The sequence below is a fragment of the Limnothrix sp. HT2024 genome (genome assembly GCF_059138625.1).
On sequence record NZ_CM181121.1, the window covers coordinates 3,795,737 to 3,812,835 of the forward strand.

Here is a 17,099-nt window from a genome sequence, read left to right on the forward strand (position 1 = left end):
CCAACCCAACTTGAGCTTGGTTTCCCCGGTCTACACCATTGCAGTGATCCAGCTACTTCGCTTTCGTGCTAAGTAAGCATTTAGCTTGTCATTGAAAAGCCATGTTGAATCACATCAATATGATCGCCAGCTCTTGAGAAATTCCTGTTGTGTTGAATAGCTGACTGAATATTACAAAGCCCATTTTTGAGCCATCCAAAAACCTCGATTGAGTCCTATCTCTCGATTGAGTCCTATCTATATAACAAGTTTGAAAGCAATGAAATGCGTAATTTTAGCAGGTGGACTAGGCACCCGAATCAGTGAAGAAACCTACCTAAGACCAAAACCGATGGTCGAAATTGGTGGGAAGCCAATCCTTTGGCACATTATGAAAATCTATTCAGCCCATGACATCAACGATTTTATTATTTGCTGTGGATATAAGGGATATGTGATTAAAGAGTATTTTGCTAATTATTTCTTGCACACCTCTGATGTGACTTTTGATATAACAAAAAATGTAATGGAAGTTCATTATCGCTATGCTGAACCATGGCGAGTAACGCTAGTAGACACTGGAGAAAATACATTGACTGGTGGGCGATTGAAACGTGTTTCTAACTACCTAAAGAATGAGGTTGAATTTTGCTTTACATACGGAGATGGGGTCGCGGATATTGATATTACTGCCTCTGTTGCCTTTCATCGGCAACATGGCAAGCTTGCCACGGTTACGGCAGTACAGCCTCCTGGGCGCTATGGAGCACTAGAACGCGAAGGCGATCAAGTAAGGGGTTTTCTAGAAAAACCTAAGGGTGACGGAGGGCGCATCAATGGTGGATTTTTTGTTTTATCCCCTCAAGTAATCAATTATATTCAGGGTGATCTCACCAGTTGGGAAGGGGAACCGCTTGCCTCTCTGGCTGCGGAAGGTCAACTGCAAGCGTTTGATCACCATGGTTTTTGGTTGCCAATGGATACTCTGCGAGATAAGGTCTACCTGGAGCAGCTTTGGGACTCGGGCGAAGCGCCCTGGAAAGTTTGGCCATGAATCCTAGCCCCGCTATTTGGCAAGAACAATCGGTCTTGGTCACGGGACACACAGGCTTCAAGGGAGCTTGGCTTTGCCTGTGGCTTCATCAGTTAGGGGCAAGGGTTTCTGGCTTAGCACTTGACCCACCAACTAACCCGAGTCTTTACCAAGAAGCGGGTGTCGAGGGTCTCCTTGAAGTAGACTTGAGGGCTGACATTCGGGATCTTGGTGTGACTGAAGCGGCAATTTGTCAAATCCAACCGACTGTAATTTTTCACCTGGCCGCTCAGCCTCTTGTGAATTATGGTTATGAGTCCCCAGTTGAGACCTATGCGGTGAACATAATGGGCACAGCCCATGTGCTGGAGGCAGCTCGCAAGGCAGGCTCAGTTCGGGCAGTTGTCGTCGTGACAACGGATAAATGCTACGAGAATCATGAGTGGGTCTATCCTTATCGCGAAATAGACGCTCTTGGAGGGACTGATCCTTATAGCAGCAGCAAGGCTTGTGCTGAGCTGTTAGTAGCAGCATATCGAGCCAGTTTCCTTCGATCTGAAGGGATTGCGGTGGCGACAGCTCGCGCAGGTAATGTGATTGGCGGAGGTGATTGGGCCACAGGGCGATTGCTTCCTGATTGCGTACGTGCGTTTCAGGAGGGGCAGCCTTTGAAGCTGCGATACCCTCATGCAGTACGCCCCTGGCAGCATGTTCTTGAGCCTTTATCAGGTTACTTAGTTCTGGCGGAGAAACTTTTGGGTGAGAATGCGGAAGACTTCTGCGAGGCTTGGAATTTTGGGCCCAGCAAGTCTGATTCGCGTACGGTGGAAGAGGTAGCGCGACTGGCGGCTGAGTACTGGGGAGGATCAATCGAGATTGCTGGTATTGATCCCTTGCACCATGAGGCTAGGATGTTACAACTAGATTCGAGCAAAGCCCGATCTCGCTTGCAGTGGCGGCCTAAATGGCCTGTAGAGCAAGCAGTTCGTTACTCGATTCAGGGTTATCAAGCGGCAGGGCAGGGTGTTGCGATGCAGGTCTCGATTCTAGAAGCGATTGATCACTATGTTCAGGCTGATTAGGGTTAGATATGCAAGATGAGTGATCGCTTCCACGTACAGTCTTTGCCCCTTTCAGGGTTGATGCTTCTAGAGCGTTGTCCTATCTGTGACGAGCGAGGCTTTCTAGAGCGATTATTTTGTCGAGATGCGTTCCTCCGGCTCGGGATAGATGGCGATATACAACAGATTAACCACACATTAACTCGTAGGTCAGGAACCGTGCGGGGAATGCACTACCAACTTCCACCCTATGCTGAGACAAAGGTTGTGACCTGCCTACGGGGCGAGGTTTTTGATGTGGCTGTGGATCTCAGGGCTGAATCATCAACGTTTTTGCAGTGGCATGGTGAATTTTTGAGCCAGGATAATGGGAAAATATTGGCTATTCCCCGAGGCTTTGCCCACGGCTTCCAGACTCTGACCAACGATTGCGAAATGCTTTACCTTCACAGTGCCAACTATGAGCCTTCTGCTGAACGGGGAATTTCTCCGCTAGATCGGCAAGTTGGTATCATTTGGCCGTTGGAGATAACAGATCTGTCGCAGCGGGATACTGGTCATCCTTGGCTAGATGATTGTTTCACGGGGGTGAACCTATGAAGTGTCGCCACTGCGGTGCGGAACTGACTGTTCCCTTGATTGATTTGGGGACTGCACCGCCATCCAATGCCTATTTGACTGAGGCGGACTTGAAGAAGCCTGAAAAGTGGTATCCGCTCCGTGTCTTGGTTTGTACGGGTTGCTGGTTAGTACAAACCGAAGACTATGCAGGGCGAGAAGAGCTGTTCAACGAAGACTATGCCTACTTCAGTTCAGTTTCGAGTAGCTGGCTTGCCCATGCCAAGCAATACGTGGAAGCTGTAGTTGACCGATTTGAACTCAATGCTGGTAGTTTGGTCGTTGAGTTAGCTGCCAATGACGGATATCTTTTGCAATACGTTCAAGAGCGAGGGATTCCCTGTTATGGCGTGGAGCCAACAGCGAGCACTGCACAGGCGGCCCGGACTAAGGGGCTGACAATTATTGAGGAGTTCTTTGGGGCTGATCTAGCAGATCGGCTAACTTCTGAGCGGGGTCGAGCTGACCTAGTAATAGCCAACAATGTTTTGGCGCATGTACCGGATATTAATGATTTTGTTTTGGGAGTTTCTAAGTTATTAAAACCTAGTGGGGTTGCTACCTTTGAGTTTCCCCATCTTCTCAATCTCATTGAGCAACGGCAGTTCGATACTATCTACCATGAGCATTATTCCTACCTATCATTGACGGCGGTTCATCGCATTTTTGCGGCCAATGGCTTAGAAATTTTGGATGTGGAGGAAATTCCAACTCATGGTGGAAGCTTACGTGTGTTTGCCCAACGTCGGGATGTCAATCCCTATGCGACTTCACCTAATGTTGATGCTTTGCTCCAAAGGGAGTTAGATCGGGGTTTATTAACCGTTGCCTATTACGCTGGTTTTCAGGAAAAGGTAAATCGTGTTAAAGATGATTTTCTAGCTTTCTTACTGAAAGCAAAGAGAGAGGGTAAGATTGTAGCAGCCTATGGGGCGGCGGCCAAGGGAAACACGTTATTGAATTATGCGGGAATTCGATCTGACCTGATCTCATTTGTGGTTGACCGCAGTTCAGGAAAGCAGGGTAAATTTATGCCGGGTAGCCGTATTGCAATTGTTGACGAGACTTGTTTAAAGCAGGAAAAACCGAATTATATTTGTGTTTTGCCGTGGAATCTCAAGACAGAAATTGTCAATCAGTTGAGCTATATAAGGCACTGGAGTGGTAATTTTATTTTGCTAATGCCTAGGTTGGAAATTTCATGAAGCCTAAGATTTACTACGCTAAGCCATCAATAACCGAATTAGAGGTAGAGTATGCAACTGATGCAGCTCGAAATGGCTGGGGCGACCGCTGTTATGAATACATTGAACGCTTTGAAGAGGCATTCAAGAAACATTTAGGTGTCCAGTACGCCATCGCAACTTCTAGCTGCACAGGTGCGCTGCATATGGGTATGGCAGCTTTAGGTATTGGTCAAGGCGATGAAGTGATCATGGCGGATACCAACTGGATCGCGACGGCTGCCCCGATCGTTCATCTTGGAGCCAAGCCTATATTTGTGGATATTTTGCCCGATAGTTGGTGTATCAATCCTGATTTGGCAGAAGCTGCGATCACCCCACGCACTAAGGCAATCATAGCTGTACATTTGTATGGTAATCTATGCGATATGGATCGCCTGCTAGCGATTGGGAAAAAGTATAATATCCCAATCATTGAGGATGCAGCAGAAGCGATTGGATCTGTTTACCACGGCAAGCGGGCCGGCAGCATGGGTAAATTTGGCGCTTTTTCTTTTCATGGAACAAAGACTCTTACGACTGGTGAAGGGGGAATGTTTGTTACTAATGATGCGAATCTATATGAAACGTTATTAACTCTTTCTAATCACGGACGAGCAAGAGGGCAAACTAAACAGTTCTGGTCAGATATGATTGGTTTTAAGCATAAAATGTCGAATGTCCAGGCTGCGATCGGTTATGGTCAAATGCAACGTATTGATGAATTGATCAGGAGAAAACGTGAGATTCTAAAATTCTATAAAGATCACCTTGACTGTCTTGATGGCGTGTCGATGAATCCTGAGCCTGAAGGAATAATCATTGGAGCATGGATGCCGACAGTTGTGTTTGATAAACAAACTGGCATTACTCGCGAACAGTTACAATCTCTTTTCCAGTCAGAAAATATAGATGCGAGAGTTTTTTTTCATCCTCTCTCAAGCTTATCGATGTTTGAGAGTAAGGAAATGAATATCAATTCATGGAATATTCCCACTAGAGCAATTAACTTGCCCAGTTATCATGATCTGAGCGATCAAAATATTAAACGAATAGCTCAAGAAATAGTAAATAGACTTTATCAGCAAAAAGTTAATTGAAATGAATCGATCAATTAAAGTGATGATTGCTGGCATTGGAGGAGCTTCCCTCGGCACAGAAATCTATAAATCTCTCAAATTAGCCGGAATATACGATGTGTTCGGGTGTGACATCTCTGCAACTGCCTATGGAATGTATGAAGATGGCTTTTTGGGCACTTATCACATATCCCCTGAAGACTATGCAGAAAACGTTTTGGATATATGTATCGACGCTGGAATAAAATGGCTAATCCCCGGTGGCGAACAGCCAATGATGATCTTAGGACAAGAGAGAGAAATGTTTGCTGCGGCCAATGTTCATGTAGTTGCCAACTCATCTGATTTAATATCAGTTTGCTCCAATAAGAAGTTGACTTTTTGTAAATTGTCTGAATTAGGTATTGACATCCCTAAAACTATTGCAATACGAAACGAATCAGATTTAGATTATGTTGGACTACCATGTATCATTAAACCTTCAACAGGAACAGGTGGGAGTGTCTCTGTATTCTTTGCAGTTAGTGCTGAGGAAGCAATGGTCTATGCTGAGTTTATTAAACGTAATGGTAGCGAACCTATTGCTCAAGAATATATTGATGGCGACGAAGGTGAATTTACTATTGGTGTTTTATCACTCCCTAATCAAAAAGTTGTTGGCTCAATCGCTCTAAAGCGAGAACTAAGCGCGAAGTTGTCAATTGCTTATCGAGGGCGTGGCGGTATCATCTCCAGTGGCTATTCCCAAGGATATATAGGCGAATATCCAAGTCTGTGTAAGCAAGCAGAAAGTATAGCCAAATCACTTAATAGCACTGGCCCCATAAACATCCAAGCGAGAGTTAAAAATGGGCAACTTATGCCATTTGAAATCAATCCAAGATTCTCAGCATCAACATACCTTAGAGCCATGGCTGGTTTTAATGAAGTTGATGCAATGCTTCGTTATTTGGCTTTGCAAATTGAACCACAAAGACCGTCAGTTCAGACTGGTTGGTATTTGCGTAGTTTAACCGAGAAATATGTTTCAGAAGAGGTCTTGAGATGACAATACGTTGGATTACACCACTTCTAGGCACGGCTGCTTTTAATGCTGTTCAGGACGTTACAGATATTAATGTTGTTGACGTTCGAGATCTTGTAGATAAAGCTGGAAATAATAGCAATGCAATCTTAAATAAAATTCATCAAGCGATTGATTTGATTTCACAAAATAAACTTACTGTAGTTTGTTGTGACTACGGCATATCTAGGAGTAATGCCATAGCCGTTGGTATTATCACAAATTTAGAAAAAATTTCTTTTGACCAAGCTTTGCACCAAGTTCAGGAAGCCACTGGCGAAGCAGAAATTAAGCTTGATCCACTCAATGCAGTCCGTCACGCTTTAGAATTAGATATTAAAAGAGAAAAGCACAACAAGTACAAAAACATCCTAATTACTGGCGGTGGTGGATTTATCGGTACTGCTTTGCAAAGTGCTTTAGCTAATAGTGAATTTAGGCTAATATGCCCAACTCGTGAGCAACTTGATGTTCTTGCTGGCAGTACAAAGCTTGACCTATTGGCCAGTGAGGAAAATATTGATTGTATTATTCACCTAGCAAATCCTAGAGTTTATACTTCTAACGCTGCTATGGGGCAAACTCTAACAATGTTACGTAATGTCATTGATGTATGTCTTGCGAAAGATATACCCCTGATTTATCCATCAAGCTGGGAAATTTATTCTGGATATGTTGGTACGATTCATGCTGATGAGTCTACACCAGCATTACCCCGTGGTCCTTATGGAGAAACAAAATATCTGTCAGAAATATTAATAGAGCATTGCCGCATTACTCGTCGTTTACGTTGTGCTATTTTACGCTCTAGTCCAGTTTATGGCTCAATGTCCGATAAACCTAAGTTCATATTTAATTTCTTTAAAAAAGCGAGTGAAGGACAAAAAATAGTTACCCACCACTATATAAATGGAGATCCAAAACTAGATCTACTCCACATTCATGACTTTGTATCATCGATTATTGCGACCATCGAATCTAAATTTATTGGTAATCTTAATATAGGTACTGGACAATTAAGTTCAACATTGGAAATTGCTGAAATGATCAGAGATGAGCTAGATAGTTCTAGTCCAATTGAGCAAATAGAGGTAAATACAGAAGTTGCGTCAATTGCCATGAATTACGGACGAGCCAGTATTGAGTTGGATTGGAAGCCTAGAATATCTTTCGACAAAGGTTTGCAGTCTCTTCTACATCAAATTTCTACTAACTAAGGAAAAATGGATACTAAAAGAGAAAAAGAACTTCAAGAAGAATTTACGTGGGCTAGATCTAAAATGTTTGCTGATTACAATGGCATTTTAGGGTATTACCAAGCAAAAGCCTGCTTAGAACATGCTCGTGGTGACAGCCTATTAGATATGCCATGCGGTGACGGTACTCTGACTTCACTTTTGACACCAGCCTTTAAAACAGTTGTTGGACTAGATGCTTCTAGTCAACACCTAGCATTGGCTAAAAAACACCTACCAAGTGCAGAATTTTATGAAGGCTTGATTGAAGAATTTGAAACTAGTCAGAGATTCGATACTATCACAATGCTTAACATTCTTGAGCATGTAGTAGATCCAATTGAAGTTTTACAGAAAGCGGCAAGTTTGCTTAGTAACGATGGCATATTACTTGTCCATGTACCTAATGCGCTAGCTGTCAATCGAAGACTAGCAGTATTAATGGGAACTTTGACCCACTGCGAAGAGCTTTCCCCTTTCGACATCCAAGTTGCAGGGCACCGCCGATCTTATTCTCTGACAACTCTTTGTACTGATATTGAGAAAGCTGGGCTTAATATAAATTCCACTGGCGGTGTTTTTTACAAATCGCTTTCCACTCCTCAAATGAATTGGTTCTTAAAAAATGGACTATGGGAAGAAGGTGGATTTGGTTGGGGGAGAGTTGGAGGTGATCAAAAAGACTGGAAAGCAGAATTCTGCCGTGCTTCCTATGAACTAGGTAAACAACACCCTGAAGATTGCAATATTATTTATGCTTGTGTTACAAAGTGATTAACTCATGCAAACAGAAGTAAGCTCAGTGAATCCATTAGACAGTTTTAAGTCTCAAGTTGAAGCCAATATTGTGAACCTTGGGGCGGACAAAGATATTCAAGCTATGTCTCGAATATGGTCGCGCGAGACGAACCGCAATGGCTATACATACAACTTTTCTTGGCTTGGTCGCCCCATTATCCAATATCCGCAGGATATGATAGCGATGCAGGAACTGATCTGGAAAGTTCAACCAGATCTAATCATTGAAACTGGTATTGCTCACGGTGGATCATTGATTTTTTCAGCTTCGATGTTGGAGTTGAATGCAATTTGTGGTGGTTGTCAAGATGCGGAAGTGCTGGGTTTAGATATTGATATTCGACCTCACAACCGTGAAGCCATTGAAGCCCATCCGATGTTTAAGCGTATTTCGATGCTCCAAGGATCAAGTATTGCGCCTGAAGTGATTGAGCGGGTAAAGGCAAAAGCGACAGGTAAGCAAAAGATCTTAATATGTCTAGACAGTAATCATACTCATGATCATGTGCTGGCAGAGTTAGAAGCCTATGCTCCTTTGACCTCTGTAGGTAGTTATTGCGTGGTATTTGATACCTTAATCGAAGACCTGCCTGACGATATGTTTGGCGATCGTCCTTGGGGATCCGGAAACAACCCCAAAACTGCTGTCTGGAAATACCTCGAAACGCATCCTGAATTTGAAATTGATCAATCCATTCAAAATAAGCTCCTTATCACCGTTGCTCCAGATGGATATTTAAAGCGCAAATATTAGTTTCTGTGCTGCGCCTTGATCCAAGCTGCTTTCTTCGATTAGCTGTAGAGTTGATAGACAGAAGTTGAGGCTTGCCTTTCAATAGGAAAACTCAAGTTCTGATTGAATCAAATCAGCCGAAAACCAATCTAAAATCAAGATATGGATAAACCTAAGTTGAGCTGGTTGCTCTAGGAGCGAAAAATACCAATAATCACCTAGCCAACATATCTCTTATTAGCAACTACTGACCACTTCATGGAAACCAATAAGCCTTTTTTCTCTATTATCATTCCGACCCGAGAGCGCCACCAGACGCTCCATCATGCAATGCGAACTATTCTATCTCAGAGCTTTACTGACTTTGAGTTAGTCATCATGGACAACTGCAGCAGTGCAGCGACAGCCGCGGTGGCTCAGTCTTTTCAAGATCGTCGGATAAAATATTTCCGGTCAGAACAGCGCCTTTCCATGACGGAAAATTGGGAGATGGCCCTGTCTAAAGCCTTGGGCCAGTATGTCACAGTCATGGGCGACGACGACGGAATGGTACCCAATGCCCTATCAAACTGTAAAAAGCTTATTGCCAGTTATGCTCCTGAAATCATTTCCTGGTATCGGTGGCCCTACTTTTGGCCAAATGCTCCCCAGCAGCAAAACTCCCTATATGTATCATTTGACAATCAGGTTTCTTGGGTAGATAGCTATGGACTATTGAAAGGTGCTTATCAATATTTGATCTCTTATGAGCACTTACCAATGCTTTACAACTCGTTTGTCTCCCGTCATTTTATTGATGATATAAAACACAAAAACGATGGACTTTACTACTCTCCCAATTGCTTCTGCCCTGATGTTTTCTCGGGTGCTGTCAACGCATTCTTCTGCAAAAGTTTCATAAAAAGCGGTCAACCGTTCACACTGTCAGGCATCTCAGGATCTAGCAATCTGTCAGCAACCACAAACGCCCGATCTAGGGCTGCACAGTATTGGCGGTCAGAGGAATCTGCAAAAGTCCTTCATCCTATCCTAAAACTTCCTCATAATGCCGATAGGACGAATTCCATCATAATTGCCAGCGATTTCTTGTGGGCAAAGCAAACCTATTTTCCCTTTGAGTTATCAATAGAGGTGAATTTGGCTGGTGCCATTCAGAACAATATATTAAATCGGCTCAATGATGATCCCCAGAAATATGACTATCTTTTAAACCTTGCTCAGTATATGATCCAGGCTCTGAATCTACCTCCAGAGCTTTTTCAGTTTCCACCTCAAGCCAGCCAAGTACCTACATTGGAGAATCAAAGCTGTTGGATGGGCGATCCGAGTCATCCAACCGGCATAGTCTTAAACTGTCGTAACCTAGGCATCGAAAATATCTTTGATGCAGTTAATCTACTCTCTAAGATTGTGACTGGGAAAATCAGCATTATGAATATCAATAGTCGGCCCCATGTTGATCCAAGCAAAGTTTCTGAAATCCTGTCCAAAAAAGCGCGAGCCTCTTCCTTGAGTCAAGGAGTAGTCGATCCAGATGTTGATTCTCGAGATGATATCCTTCCAATCCTTGAGGCTAGGTATCATCAAGCAGTCCAACTCAATCAATTCCTCGAAACTCGTTTGGCAACTGCCTCATCTGCAAGCGCAGATGAAAAAGATATCTTCTTGCTACAAAAAGAGCTAGTAGAGCTTGCAGTGTCTCAAGGACTATTTAGCATATTCGATGAGATCTTTGAGCTTCTGCGAAAAAGCAACCATTTCACAGCAGTTCAGAGTTTTCCCGAACTAGGCAGTGAAGAGTATAACTTTAAGCTGGCTTTTCTTGCTTGGGTTTGTCGCGACTATGACACAGCGCTCAACCAGGCTTTCCAAGGAATTTCCAGGAATCCTGCCAACGGCAACTGCTACTGGATCAGCTCTTTGTCTTACTTGACATCCCAGAAGCATCTTGATGCCTTCTTTTTGGCATCCTCTGGTGTATTGAATGCCAGCGACCCAAGACTACATAGCTGCTTAGAACTGGCAAAACGCCTAGTTTCTAAGGATACAATCGCCAATGTGTCAGCTTGGGATTCAACTTTCAAATTCCACTTAACCGCATTCAACGGACAAGCTCTGGATGCAAGTATTCGCTACCTTGATGGTGTTTTCTGTGAATCCGATGAACTTGATTATATTCAAAATTACTTTTCTGATAAGCCTCCGGTTCAAGGAATTGTGGAAGTCGGCTCGCTTGTCGGCTCTCACTCGTGTTTTTACCTGAAAAAGCTTCGACCCAAGCAGCTATACATCTTCGATGCCTCTTCTCAAAGTGTAAAGTACACGACTTTGAACCTTGCACTTAATCAATCACCTGGCGACAAAACACTATACTCTATATCTCATAAAGCAGTTGGTGATTCGGAAAAGAACGCTCAATTCTTCGGTGAATCTGTTCAACAAGTTTCGTTAGACAGTGAGACTTTCTACACCAAAGTTGACTTCATGAAAATTGATGTAGATGGTGGTGAGATTAGTGTAGTGAACGGTGCAAAAAGTCTGATTCAGCGAGATCGTCCGCACATTTTTGTAGAAGTCCAGGACATCAATTTAAAATCACTAATTGTGTTTCTTCAGGAAAATTCTTACCGAATTGAAAAGGTTTTTGAACGTCCCAATGAGTTAAACTTGATGCTCTCTCCCGATTTATAATACCTCATTGAGCTGAATAGTGAAATCATGAACTCAAATTTCAAAAAAGCCTATATATTTTTGCAAGCTAATAGATCAATCTATCGACCTAAAATCATTTTAGATCGGGAATTAGTTGCTGGCCCTGATTTTGACAGCTCCGAGCCGCAAGGATATACGAGGCAGACACCCGCTGGCGACTTTCCACTTTCTTCTATCATTGATCACGTCGAAAGCAGCCAAGAAAAAAGCTTGGTACTAGTTAAGGCTGACTCGACAGGGAGATGCTTTCCACGTGGGTTAAAAAACTGCTCGCTCACGTCCGTTTTGCTGGCTGGAGATAGTCATCACCAAACCAGTCCCATTCGTAAGCTACTTCAGTATGCCTTGGATGAAGGCTTTGATGTCATCTCATCAGAGCATGATCGTCATCATCTTCATTACTTTGTGGAAGCAGGCTTTCAAAATGTGATCTGGCTTCCTGGATTTAATACCAACCCTCACAACTTAAAACCACAGCTAACTGCTCAGTATTCAATTGTCTTTGTCGGTAGTGTTGGTAGATTTCATCCCTATCGCAAATACTTGCTTGACCGTCTTATTGAGAAGCAATACCCCATTGTCATCACTCAAGCTGATCAAGTTCAAGCTGCCTATTTTTATAATCAATCAATTATTTCCTTGAATATTAGTCTTAATGGCGATCTTAACTTTCGCGTATTTGAAGTTCTAGCTGCAGGTGGCTTCTTGCTCACTGATCGCCTCAGCGTCGAATCTGGATTACTAATGCTCTTTGAAGACGGCAAGCACTTGGTCACTTTTTCTGATGAAGCAGACCTAGAAATGAAGTTACAGTACTATCTGAATCATCCCCATGAAGCTAAAATGATCGCTCAAGCAGGCTATGAGCATTACTGGGCGAATTATAGCCCTGAACGGAATATTCAACGTTTGTTGCATTACCTAGAAACTCGGGAAATTGAGCCTTTGTATCGTCTTGACTCCGACTTGCGAACTCAAGCTTTATCTTTTAAAAACCAATTTTTTCAAAATCTGGAGTATCTTGGGTTATCACTTGATACCCGTATCAGAAGCTATGAAGTTCTTCAAGAGGCACACCTTTATTCCTTGGAGCTTGAAATCCTTTTTGACTCAGAGATTGATCCGAAGCTCATTACTGATGTAATTGATCTGCCTCGGTTAAGAGCAAAACGCATAATTCGACAGCCTCCAAGTGATACAACTGATCAATGGCTAAAATACTGCCAAGCAATTGATCGCGTTGAAATTATCAATCTAGACAACCTAAAAGGAAAAAAGTGGCAATGGTATGTTGTAAACCCAGATAAACTAACTAAGGAAGAGATGTTACGCCGACTCAGTGTCATACAATTTGAGTATTTACTCATTGCTAGTGATCAGCAAGTAAGAGAAGTTTACGACACCCTAGAAATGCTTCAAATGGTTAAAGCAAAACCCAATGTTTATCGCAGCAATTCGTCTCTCATCTCTGCATTAACAGAAAAGCAATTCAAAATTTTAATCATAACTAATCTTTATCCCCCCCAAGAGCTGGGTGGTTATGGTCGCTCAATTGCTGATTTTGCCAGTGGTTTACAAAGACGCGGCCATAATATTCATGTTCTTACCACTAAGGTCTCTTATCTTAGTTCTGTAGCCGGTCATGAACCAAATATTAATCGTGCATTAAAACTTTGGGGGACTTATGAAACTCAACCGCCCTTAACACTACCCGACACTCAGAGAATTGTTGAAATTATCCAGGAAAACTCTGAATCTATTAATGAGACAGTTAGATGCTTTAACCCCGATGTTTGCTTAGTTGGTAATATCGATTTTTTGGGAAAAGCAATTATTGATCAACTGCTGAGCCTTAACGTACCCATTGTCCATCATTTGGGCTTTCCTCATTTGGGGTATTCGTTTGAAAGTTTAGTTGAAAGCCCCATCTACTGTATTGCTGCCAATAGTAGATATACGCGCAATCTACTGATTCAACAGGGTGTCAGACAGAATATTTCAACTATCTATCCGGGAGCAGTTGTCAATGAATTCTGCGCCCTTGATTTGCCAAAGCATGACAAGCTAAAGATTGCCTATGCCAGTCTTGTGATCCCAATCAAAGGAGCACACACACTTGTTGAGGCTGCAAAAATACTGCAGGAGTTAGGAATTGATTTCGACTGCACCATTGCAGGAGATTGCATCAATGCTGAGTATCAAAATCAAATCCATAACTTCATCAGTGCGTTTCACCTAGAGAATCGTGTTCGGCTGATCGGCCGGCTATCGCGCGAGGAACTGCGTGATCTATATCACAATTGCAACGTACTTGTATTTCCCTCAATATGGGAAGAACCCTTTGGAATTTCTCAGGTCGAAGCAATGGCTGCTGGGCTAACTGTAGTGACCAGTGGCACAGGAGGAGCTGCAGAAATTGTTGAGCATGAAGTCAGCGGACTTACTTTTCCGGCCGGCGATGCGATCGCCCTGGCTCAATCGTTGATCAGTTTGCCGCAGGATCTGGAACGTTGGGCACGCTTGGCCGCCACGGGACAAGCAGCAGCCTTTGCCAAATTTGACATTGAGCGATCGATTGACCAACTCGAACTAAAATTCGAGGAGCTATTGCGCCGAAAAGCCGAACTCAGCAGCCCTATGGCCCTTTCCATTCCCACCTCCCCTGCCACCGATCCCTACACCCAGTGGCTGTGCGATCGCCTCACGAACGTTGTACGGGTCTACGGCCTCGACCCCAACGATCAAAGCACGATTAACCTCCTGCGGGAACTGCGCCGCCAGACTGCTGAGTTCTGGAAGGCTGCGCCAGCGGAACAACTCCCAGCCCTGTATCAAGGCTCTGTGGGCCAGGCCTATCGTGCTTTACTGCACAGCGGCTTCCAATCCCAACCCCTCACGGATGAAGAAGCCAACTACCTTCAATCTCTCACTAATCAAGTGAGTCAGCATACCGTCCGGCATCCGGTTGGATTGCAGGCATTTTTGGGAGTGATGCTGTATCTCCCCGCTGGCAAGATGAAGGTTGACCAGGCCCCAGCAAAGCTTCCGGCTTGGTTGCTGTCAGATTATCAATCGGTCTTTGAGCCTCATGGGTCTTCGGGAGCTGCCCATGCGCCACAGCCGATCGCCCCACCCCAGCCAGTCGCAACCCCGGCACCAACTGCCCCGCCAACCTCAGCAACCGTGCCACTTCATCAGGACATGACCTTCCTGAATCGGTTGTTAGGTTGTGCCAATCTCTACTACATTGACCCCGAGGAAACCTCGATCGCGGAAGAGCTGCGACTAATTCGCCAACAGGTGGGGCAAATTTGGGCCCAAACCCCTTTCGAGGAGCTGGAATCCCTCTATAGGAGTGAGTTTGGCCGCCGCTACTTGGCATTGCTTGACAGTGGCTATCAAAGCTATCCCCTGCGCCCCGAAGAGGAGTCCGTTGTGCAGGAGTTGACGGGTCTGGTCAGTCAGGGAATCGATCGCTACCCGGGGCTGAATGCGCTGTTGGCCATCATGATGTATCTGCCGCCGGGCAAAATGCAGGTACGGGATGCAGCCAATCGTTTACCGGCTTGGTTGCTACCGGACTATCAGCGAATTTTTGAAGCGGGCCAAGCGACATCTGCTCCCTTAGTGCCGTCACCGCAACCAACTGTCCCCATGGCTGCACCGGCTGCTGCTCCACCCTCCGTGAGCCAGCCTCCCAATTTAGCCGAGGACATGGTGTTTCTGAACCGCTTCTTGGGTTGCTCCAATCTCTACGAAATTGACCCGGAAGATGGGGAAACGGTGGCGGAACTGCGCCAATTACGACAACGGGTGGCGGAGTTTTGGTTGACGGTTCCCACGTCTCAACTGGAGGCTGCGTTCAATAGTGAACTGGGCCGCCGTTATGGCATGTATCTGAAATCGGGATTCCAACGGGAGCCGTTGACGGATGGGGAGCGGGAACTGTTGGTGAAGCTGGCGGAGACGGTAGCGCGTGGTTTCGATCAACCCGGTAGTTTGAATGCGTTCTTGGGCGTAATGATGTACTACGCGCCGGGACAAATGCAGGTGAAGGATGCGGCAACCCGCTTGCCCGGTTGGCTGTTCCCGCTGTACGCGGCGGTATTTGAGTCAGAGGCTCAAAAAAAAATGACTTCCTAGGGAACATAGAGGCTGGTAGTCCTCAATTACCTGAATTAACGAAGGTCGCTGGCTCCGAATCGGGGGCCGGCGATCAGGCAGAGCCTGCTACACCGTCAGCCTCAGACCCAAATTCTGGGCTAATGAATGATGCGAGCCGGTTTTGCCACTGGCGCGATCGCCCCTGGGATTCAGTGCGCCCCATCCAAACCTCCTTTTTGACCGGTAGCGACGCTGTTGCGATCGAGATGGCCGCTCGCAACTACAGCTATCGGGGCATTCAGACAATCAAAAATCCCTTTGACTGGGCACTCTATTCCCTGCTGCTCTGGGAGCTAAAGCCGCGCACTATTTTTGAAATTGGTTCCTTCGCCGGGGGAAGTGCCCTCTGGTTGGGAGATCACCTGAATAATTTTGGAATTGATGGGCAGATCTACTCGATCGACATCAACCCCGTGACCGATGTGAGCCATCCAAGGGTGACCTTTTTGGCAGGCGATGGCCGAGACTTGGGGCAAACCCTTTCGCCGGACTGGTTGGCCAGCCTACCGCACCCTTGGTTGGTGATTGAGGATGCGGATCACTCCTACGGAACGACCATTGCGGTGTTGGAGTTTTTCCATCGCTGGCTTGAGCAGGGCGATTATGTGATTGTGGAAGATAGTCTCAGTGCCGGGAAACCGTTGCAGGCCTTGGAAGAATTTCTGATGGTTTGTGGGGATGAATACGACATTGACACCTATTTCTGTGACTTCTACGAACGGAATATGACCTGGTGCCTGAATGGGTTCCTTCGCAAACGGACGGCCGCCGGGGCGATCGCTCCCTCATTCCCGCCGCGCGAACTGGGAGAACCGGGGTTGCCAGAATGGGATGAGTTTTGGTTGAACTGGGTGGATAGCTGCTTGGATCTTTACGAGCGATCGCCTGAACATCGGGGAGCTTTGGCAGAACTGAGCAATGCCCGTGCTCAATATTCCCAACAGTGGTACGAGACTCCAGCAACGGAGTTGGAAACGGCCTGGCATACCCGTAAAGGCCAACTCTATCAGCGGCTGATTGCTAGTCATTTTTCCAAGCGGCCAATTCTGCCTTCGGATTGGGAATTTTTACAAGATTTTGTGGAATATTGCAGTGGTCTGCCGGAACCCGAATCGGCCATCCGGACGGCATTGGTGGCCATGGCCTATCCAATTCCAGCGGTCGATCGCTCAGTTTGGGAGCAAATCTATCCTCAGTTACCTGACTGGCTAACTCCGGTGGTAACCGCCGCTTTAGAAGCATGGCAGCGGCGTTAGCGGCTGGATGAATAGTCGTTGATTCGCCCGAATGGTGGCGAACCCCGAAGATCTTTGGGTGCAGGTGGAAGCGGTGATTCGACTGCTAGATTAATTCGGGGCCCTGCTCCGTTGATCTGGGTTGGAACTGCTCCAGAAAACCGTT

At 45.3% G+C, this 17,099-nt stretch carries 12 protein-coding genes; all 12 read left to right on the top strand.

Going from position 1 to position 17,099, the window contains the following annotated elements:
• The first annotated feature begins 259 nt into the window (after positions 1–259).
• The 12 genes from rfbF (at position 260) to AC2IAX_RS15555 (ending at position 16,954) form a co-directional block, all read left to right on the top strand.
• A complete protein-coding gene (rfbF, locus tag AC2IAX_RS15500; protein ID WP_494390413.1) occupies positions 260–1,033 on the top strand; it encodes a glucose-1-phosphate cytidylyltransferase in 774 nt (257 codons plus the stop codon).
• A complete protein-coding gene (gene rfbG / locus AC2IAX_RS15505) occupies positions 1,030–2,094 on the top strand; it encodes a CDP-glucose 4,6-dehydratase (RefSeq protein ID WP_494388273.1) in 1,065 nt (354 codons plus the stop codon). Before rfbF ends, rfbG begins: the two co-directional genes overlap by 4 nt.
• Positions 2,095–2,109: 15 nt before the next feature.
• Positions 2,110–2,673 carry a dTDP-4-dehydrorhamnose 3,5-epimerase family protein gene (locus AC2IAX_RS15510; protein ID WP_494388274.1) on the top strand — a complete coding sequence of 188 codons (564 nt, stop codon included), beginning with the start codon at positions 2,110–2,112 and terminating at the stop codon, positions 2,671–2,673.
• Complete coding sequence (locus AC2IAX_RS15515) at positions 2,670–3,896, top strand: methyltransferase domain-containing protein (protein WP_494388275.1); 1,227 nt, start codon at positions 2,670–2,672, stop codon at positions 3,894–3,896. The genes AC2IAX_RS15510 and AC2IAX_RS15515 overlap by 4 nt, the downstream gene beginning before the upstream one ends.
• The gene (locus tag AC2IAX_RS15520; protein WP_494388276.1) at positions 3,893–5,014 is read left to right on the top strand and encodes a DegT/DnrJ/EryC1/StrS family aminotransferase; all 1,122 of its coding nucleotides are present in this window, start codon (positions 3,893–3,895) and stop codon (positions 5,012–5,014) included. Before AC2IAX_RS15515 ends, AC2IAX_RS15520 begins: the two co-directional genes overlap by 4 nt.
• A 1-nt stretch (position 5,015) precedes the next feature.
• Positions 5,016–6,041 carry an ATP-grasp domain-containing protein gene (locus tag AC2IAX_RS15525; RefSeq protein WP_494388277.1) on the top strand — a complete coding sequence of 342 codons (1,026 nt, stop codon included), beginning with the start codon at positions 5,016–5,018 and terminating at the stop codon, positions 6,039–6,041.
• Entirely contained in the window at positions 6,038–7,273 is a 1,236-nt protein-coding gene (locus AC2IAX_RS15530) for an NAD-dependent epimerase/dehydratase family protein (protein ID WP_494388278.1), read from the top strand. The genes AC2IAX_RS15525 and AC2IAX_RS15530 overlap by 4 nt, the downstream gene beginning before the upstream one ends.
• 6 nt (positions 7,274–7,279) lie before the next feature.
• A complete protein-coding gene (locus AC2IAX_RS15535; RefSeq protein ID WP_494388279.1) occupies positions 7,280–8,065 on the top strand; it encodes a class I SAM-dependent methyltransferase in 786 nt (261 codons plus the stop codon).
• Positions 8,066–8,093: 28 nt separating this feature from the next.
• Positions 8,094–8,843: a cephalosporin hydroxylase family protein gene (locus AC2IAX_RS15540; RefSeq protein WP_494390414.1), complete on the top strand. Its 750-nt coding sequence runs from the start codon at positions 8,094–8,096 to the stop codon at positions 8,841–8,843.
• A 237-nt stretch (positions 8,844–9,080) separates the two neighbouring features.
• Complete coding sequence (locus tag AC2IAX_RS15545) at positions 9,081–11,513, top strand: glycosyltransferase (RefSeq protein ID WP_494388280.1); 2,433 nt, start codon at positions 9,081–9,083, stop codon at positions 11,511–11,513.
• Positions 11,514–11,540: 27 nt separating this feature from the next.
• On the top strand, positions 11,541–15,677 hold the full coding sequence (locus AC2IAX_RS15550) for a glycosyltransferase (protein ID WP_494388281.1): 4,137 nt from the start codon (positions 11,541–11,543) through the stop codon (positions 15,675–15,677).
• Positions 15,678–15,799: 122 nt separating this feature from the next.
• Entirely contained in the window at positions 15,800–16,954 is a 1,155-nt protein-coding gene (locus tag AC2IAX_RS15555; RefSeq protein WP_494388282.1) for a CmcI family methyltransferase, read from the top strand.
• Positions 16,955–17,099: the final 145 nt, after the last annotated feature.

Bases quoted from the DNA above. Each gene is read 5' to 3' on its own strand.
- AC2IAX_RS15510 (WP_494388274.1), top strand. From the start codon at position 2,110: ATGAGTGATCGCTTCCACGTACAGTCTTTGCCCCTTTCAGGGTTGATG.
- rfbF (WP_494390413.1), top strand. From the start codon at position 260: ATGAAATGCGTAATTTTAGCAGGTGGACTAGGCACCCGAATCAGTGAA.
- AC2IAX_RS15530 (WP_494388278.1), top strand. From the start codon at position 6,038: ATGACAATACGTTGGATTACACCACTTCTAGGCACGGCTGCTTTTAAT.
- AC2IAX_RS15520 (WP_494388276.1), top strand. From the start codon at position 3,893: ATGAAGCCTAAGATTTACTACGCTAAGCCATCAATAACCGAATTAGAG.
- AC2IAX_RS15535 (WP_494388279.1), top strand. From the start codon at position 7,280: ATGGATACTAAAAGAGAAAAAGAACTTCAAGAAGAATTTACGTGGGCT.
- AC2IAX_RS15550 (WP_494388281.1), top strand. From the start codon at position 11,541: ATGAACTCAAATTTCAAAAAAGCCTATATATTTTTGCAAGCTAATAGA.
- AC2IAX_RS15525 (WP_494388277.1), top strand. From the start codon at position 5,016: ATGAATCGATCAATTAAAGTGATGATTGCTGGCATTGGAGGAGCTTCC.
- AC2IAX_RS15555 (WP_494388282.1), top strand. From the start codon at position 15,800: ATGAATGATGCGAGCCGGTTTTGCCACTGGCGCGATCGCCCCTGGGAT.
- AC2IAX_RS15515 (WP_494388275.1), top strand. From the start codon at position 2,670: ATGAAGTGTCGCCACTGCGGTGCGGAACTGACTGTTCCCTTGATTGAT.
- rfbG (WP_494388273.1), top strand. From the start codon at position 1,030: ATGAATCCTAGCCCCGCTATTTGGCAAGAACAATCGGTCTTGGTCACG.
- AC2IAX_RS15545 (WP_494388280.1), top strand. From the start codon at position 9,081: ATGGAAACCAATAAGCCTTTTTTCTCTATTATCATTCCGACCCGAGAG.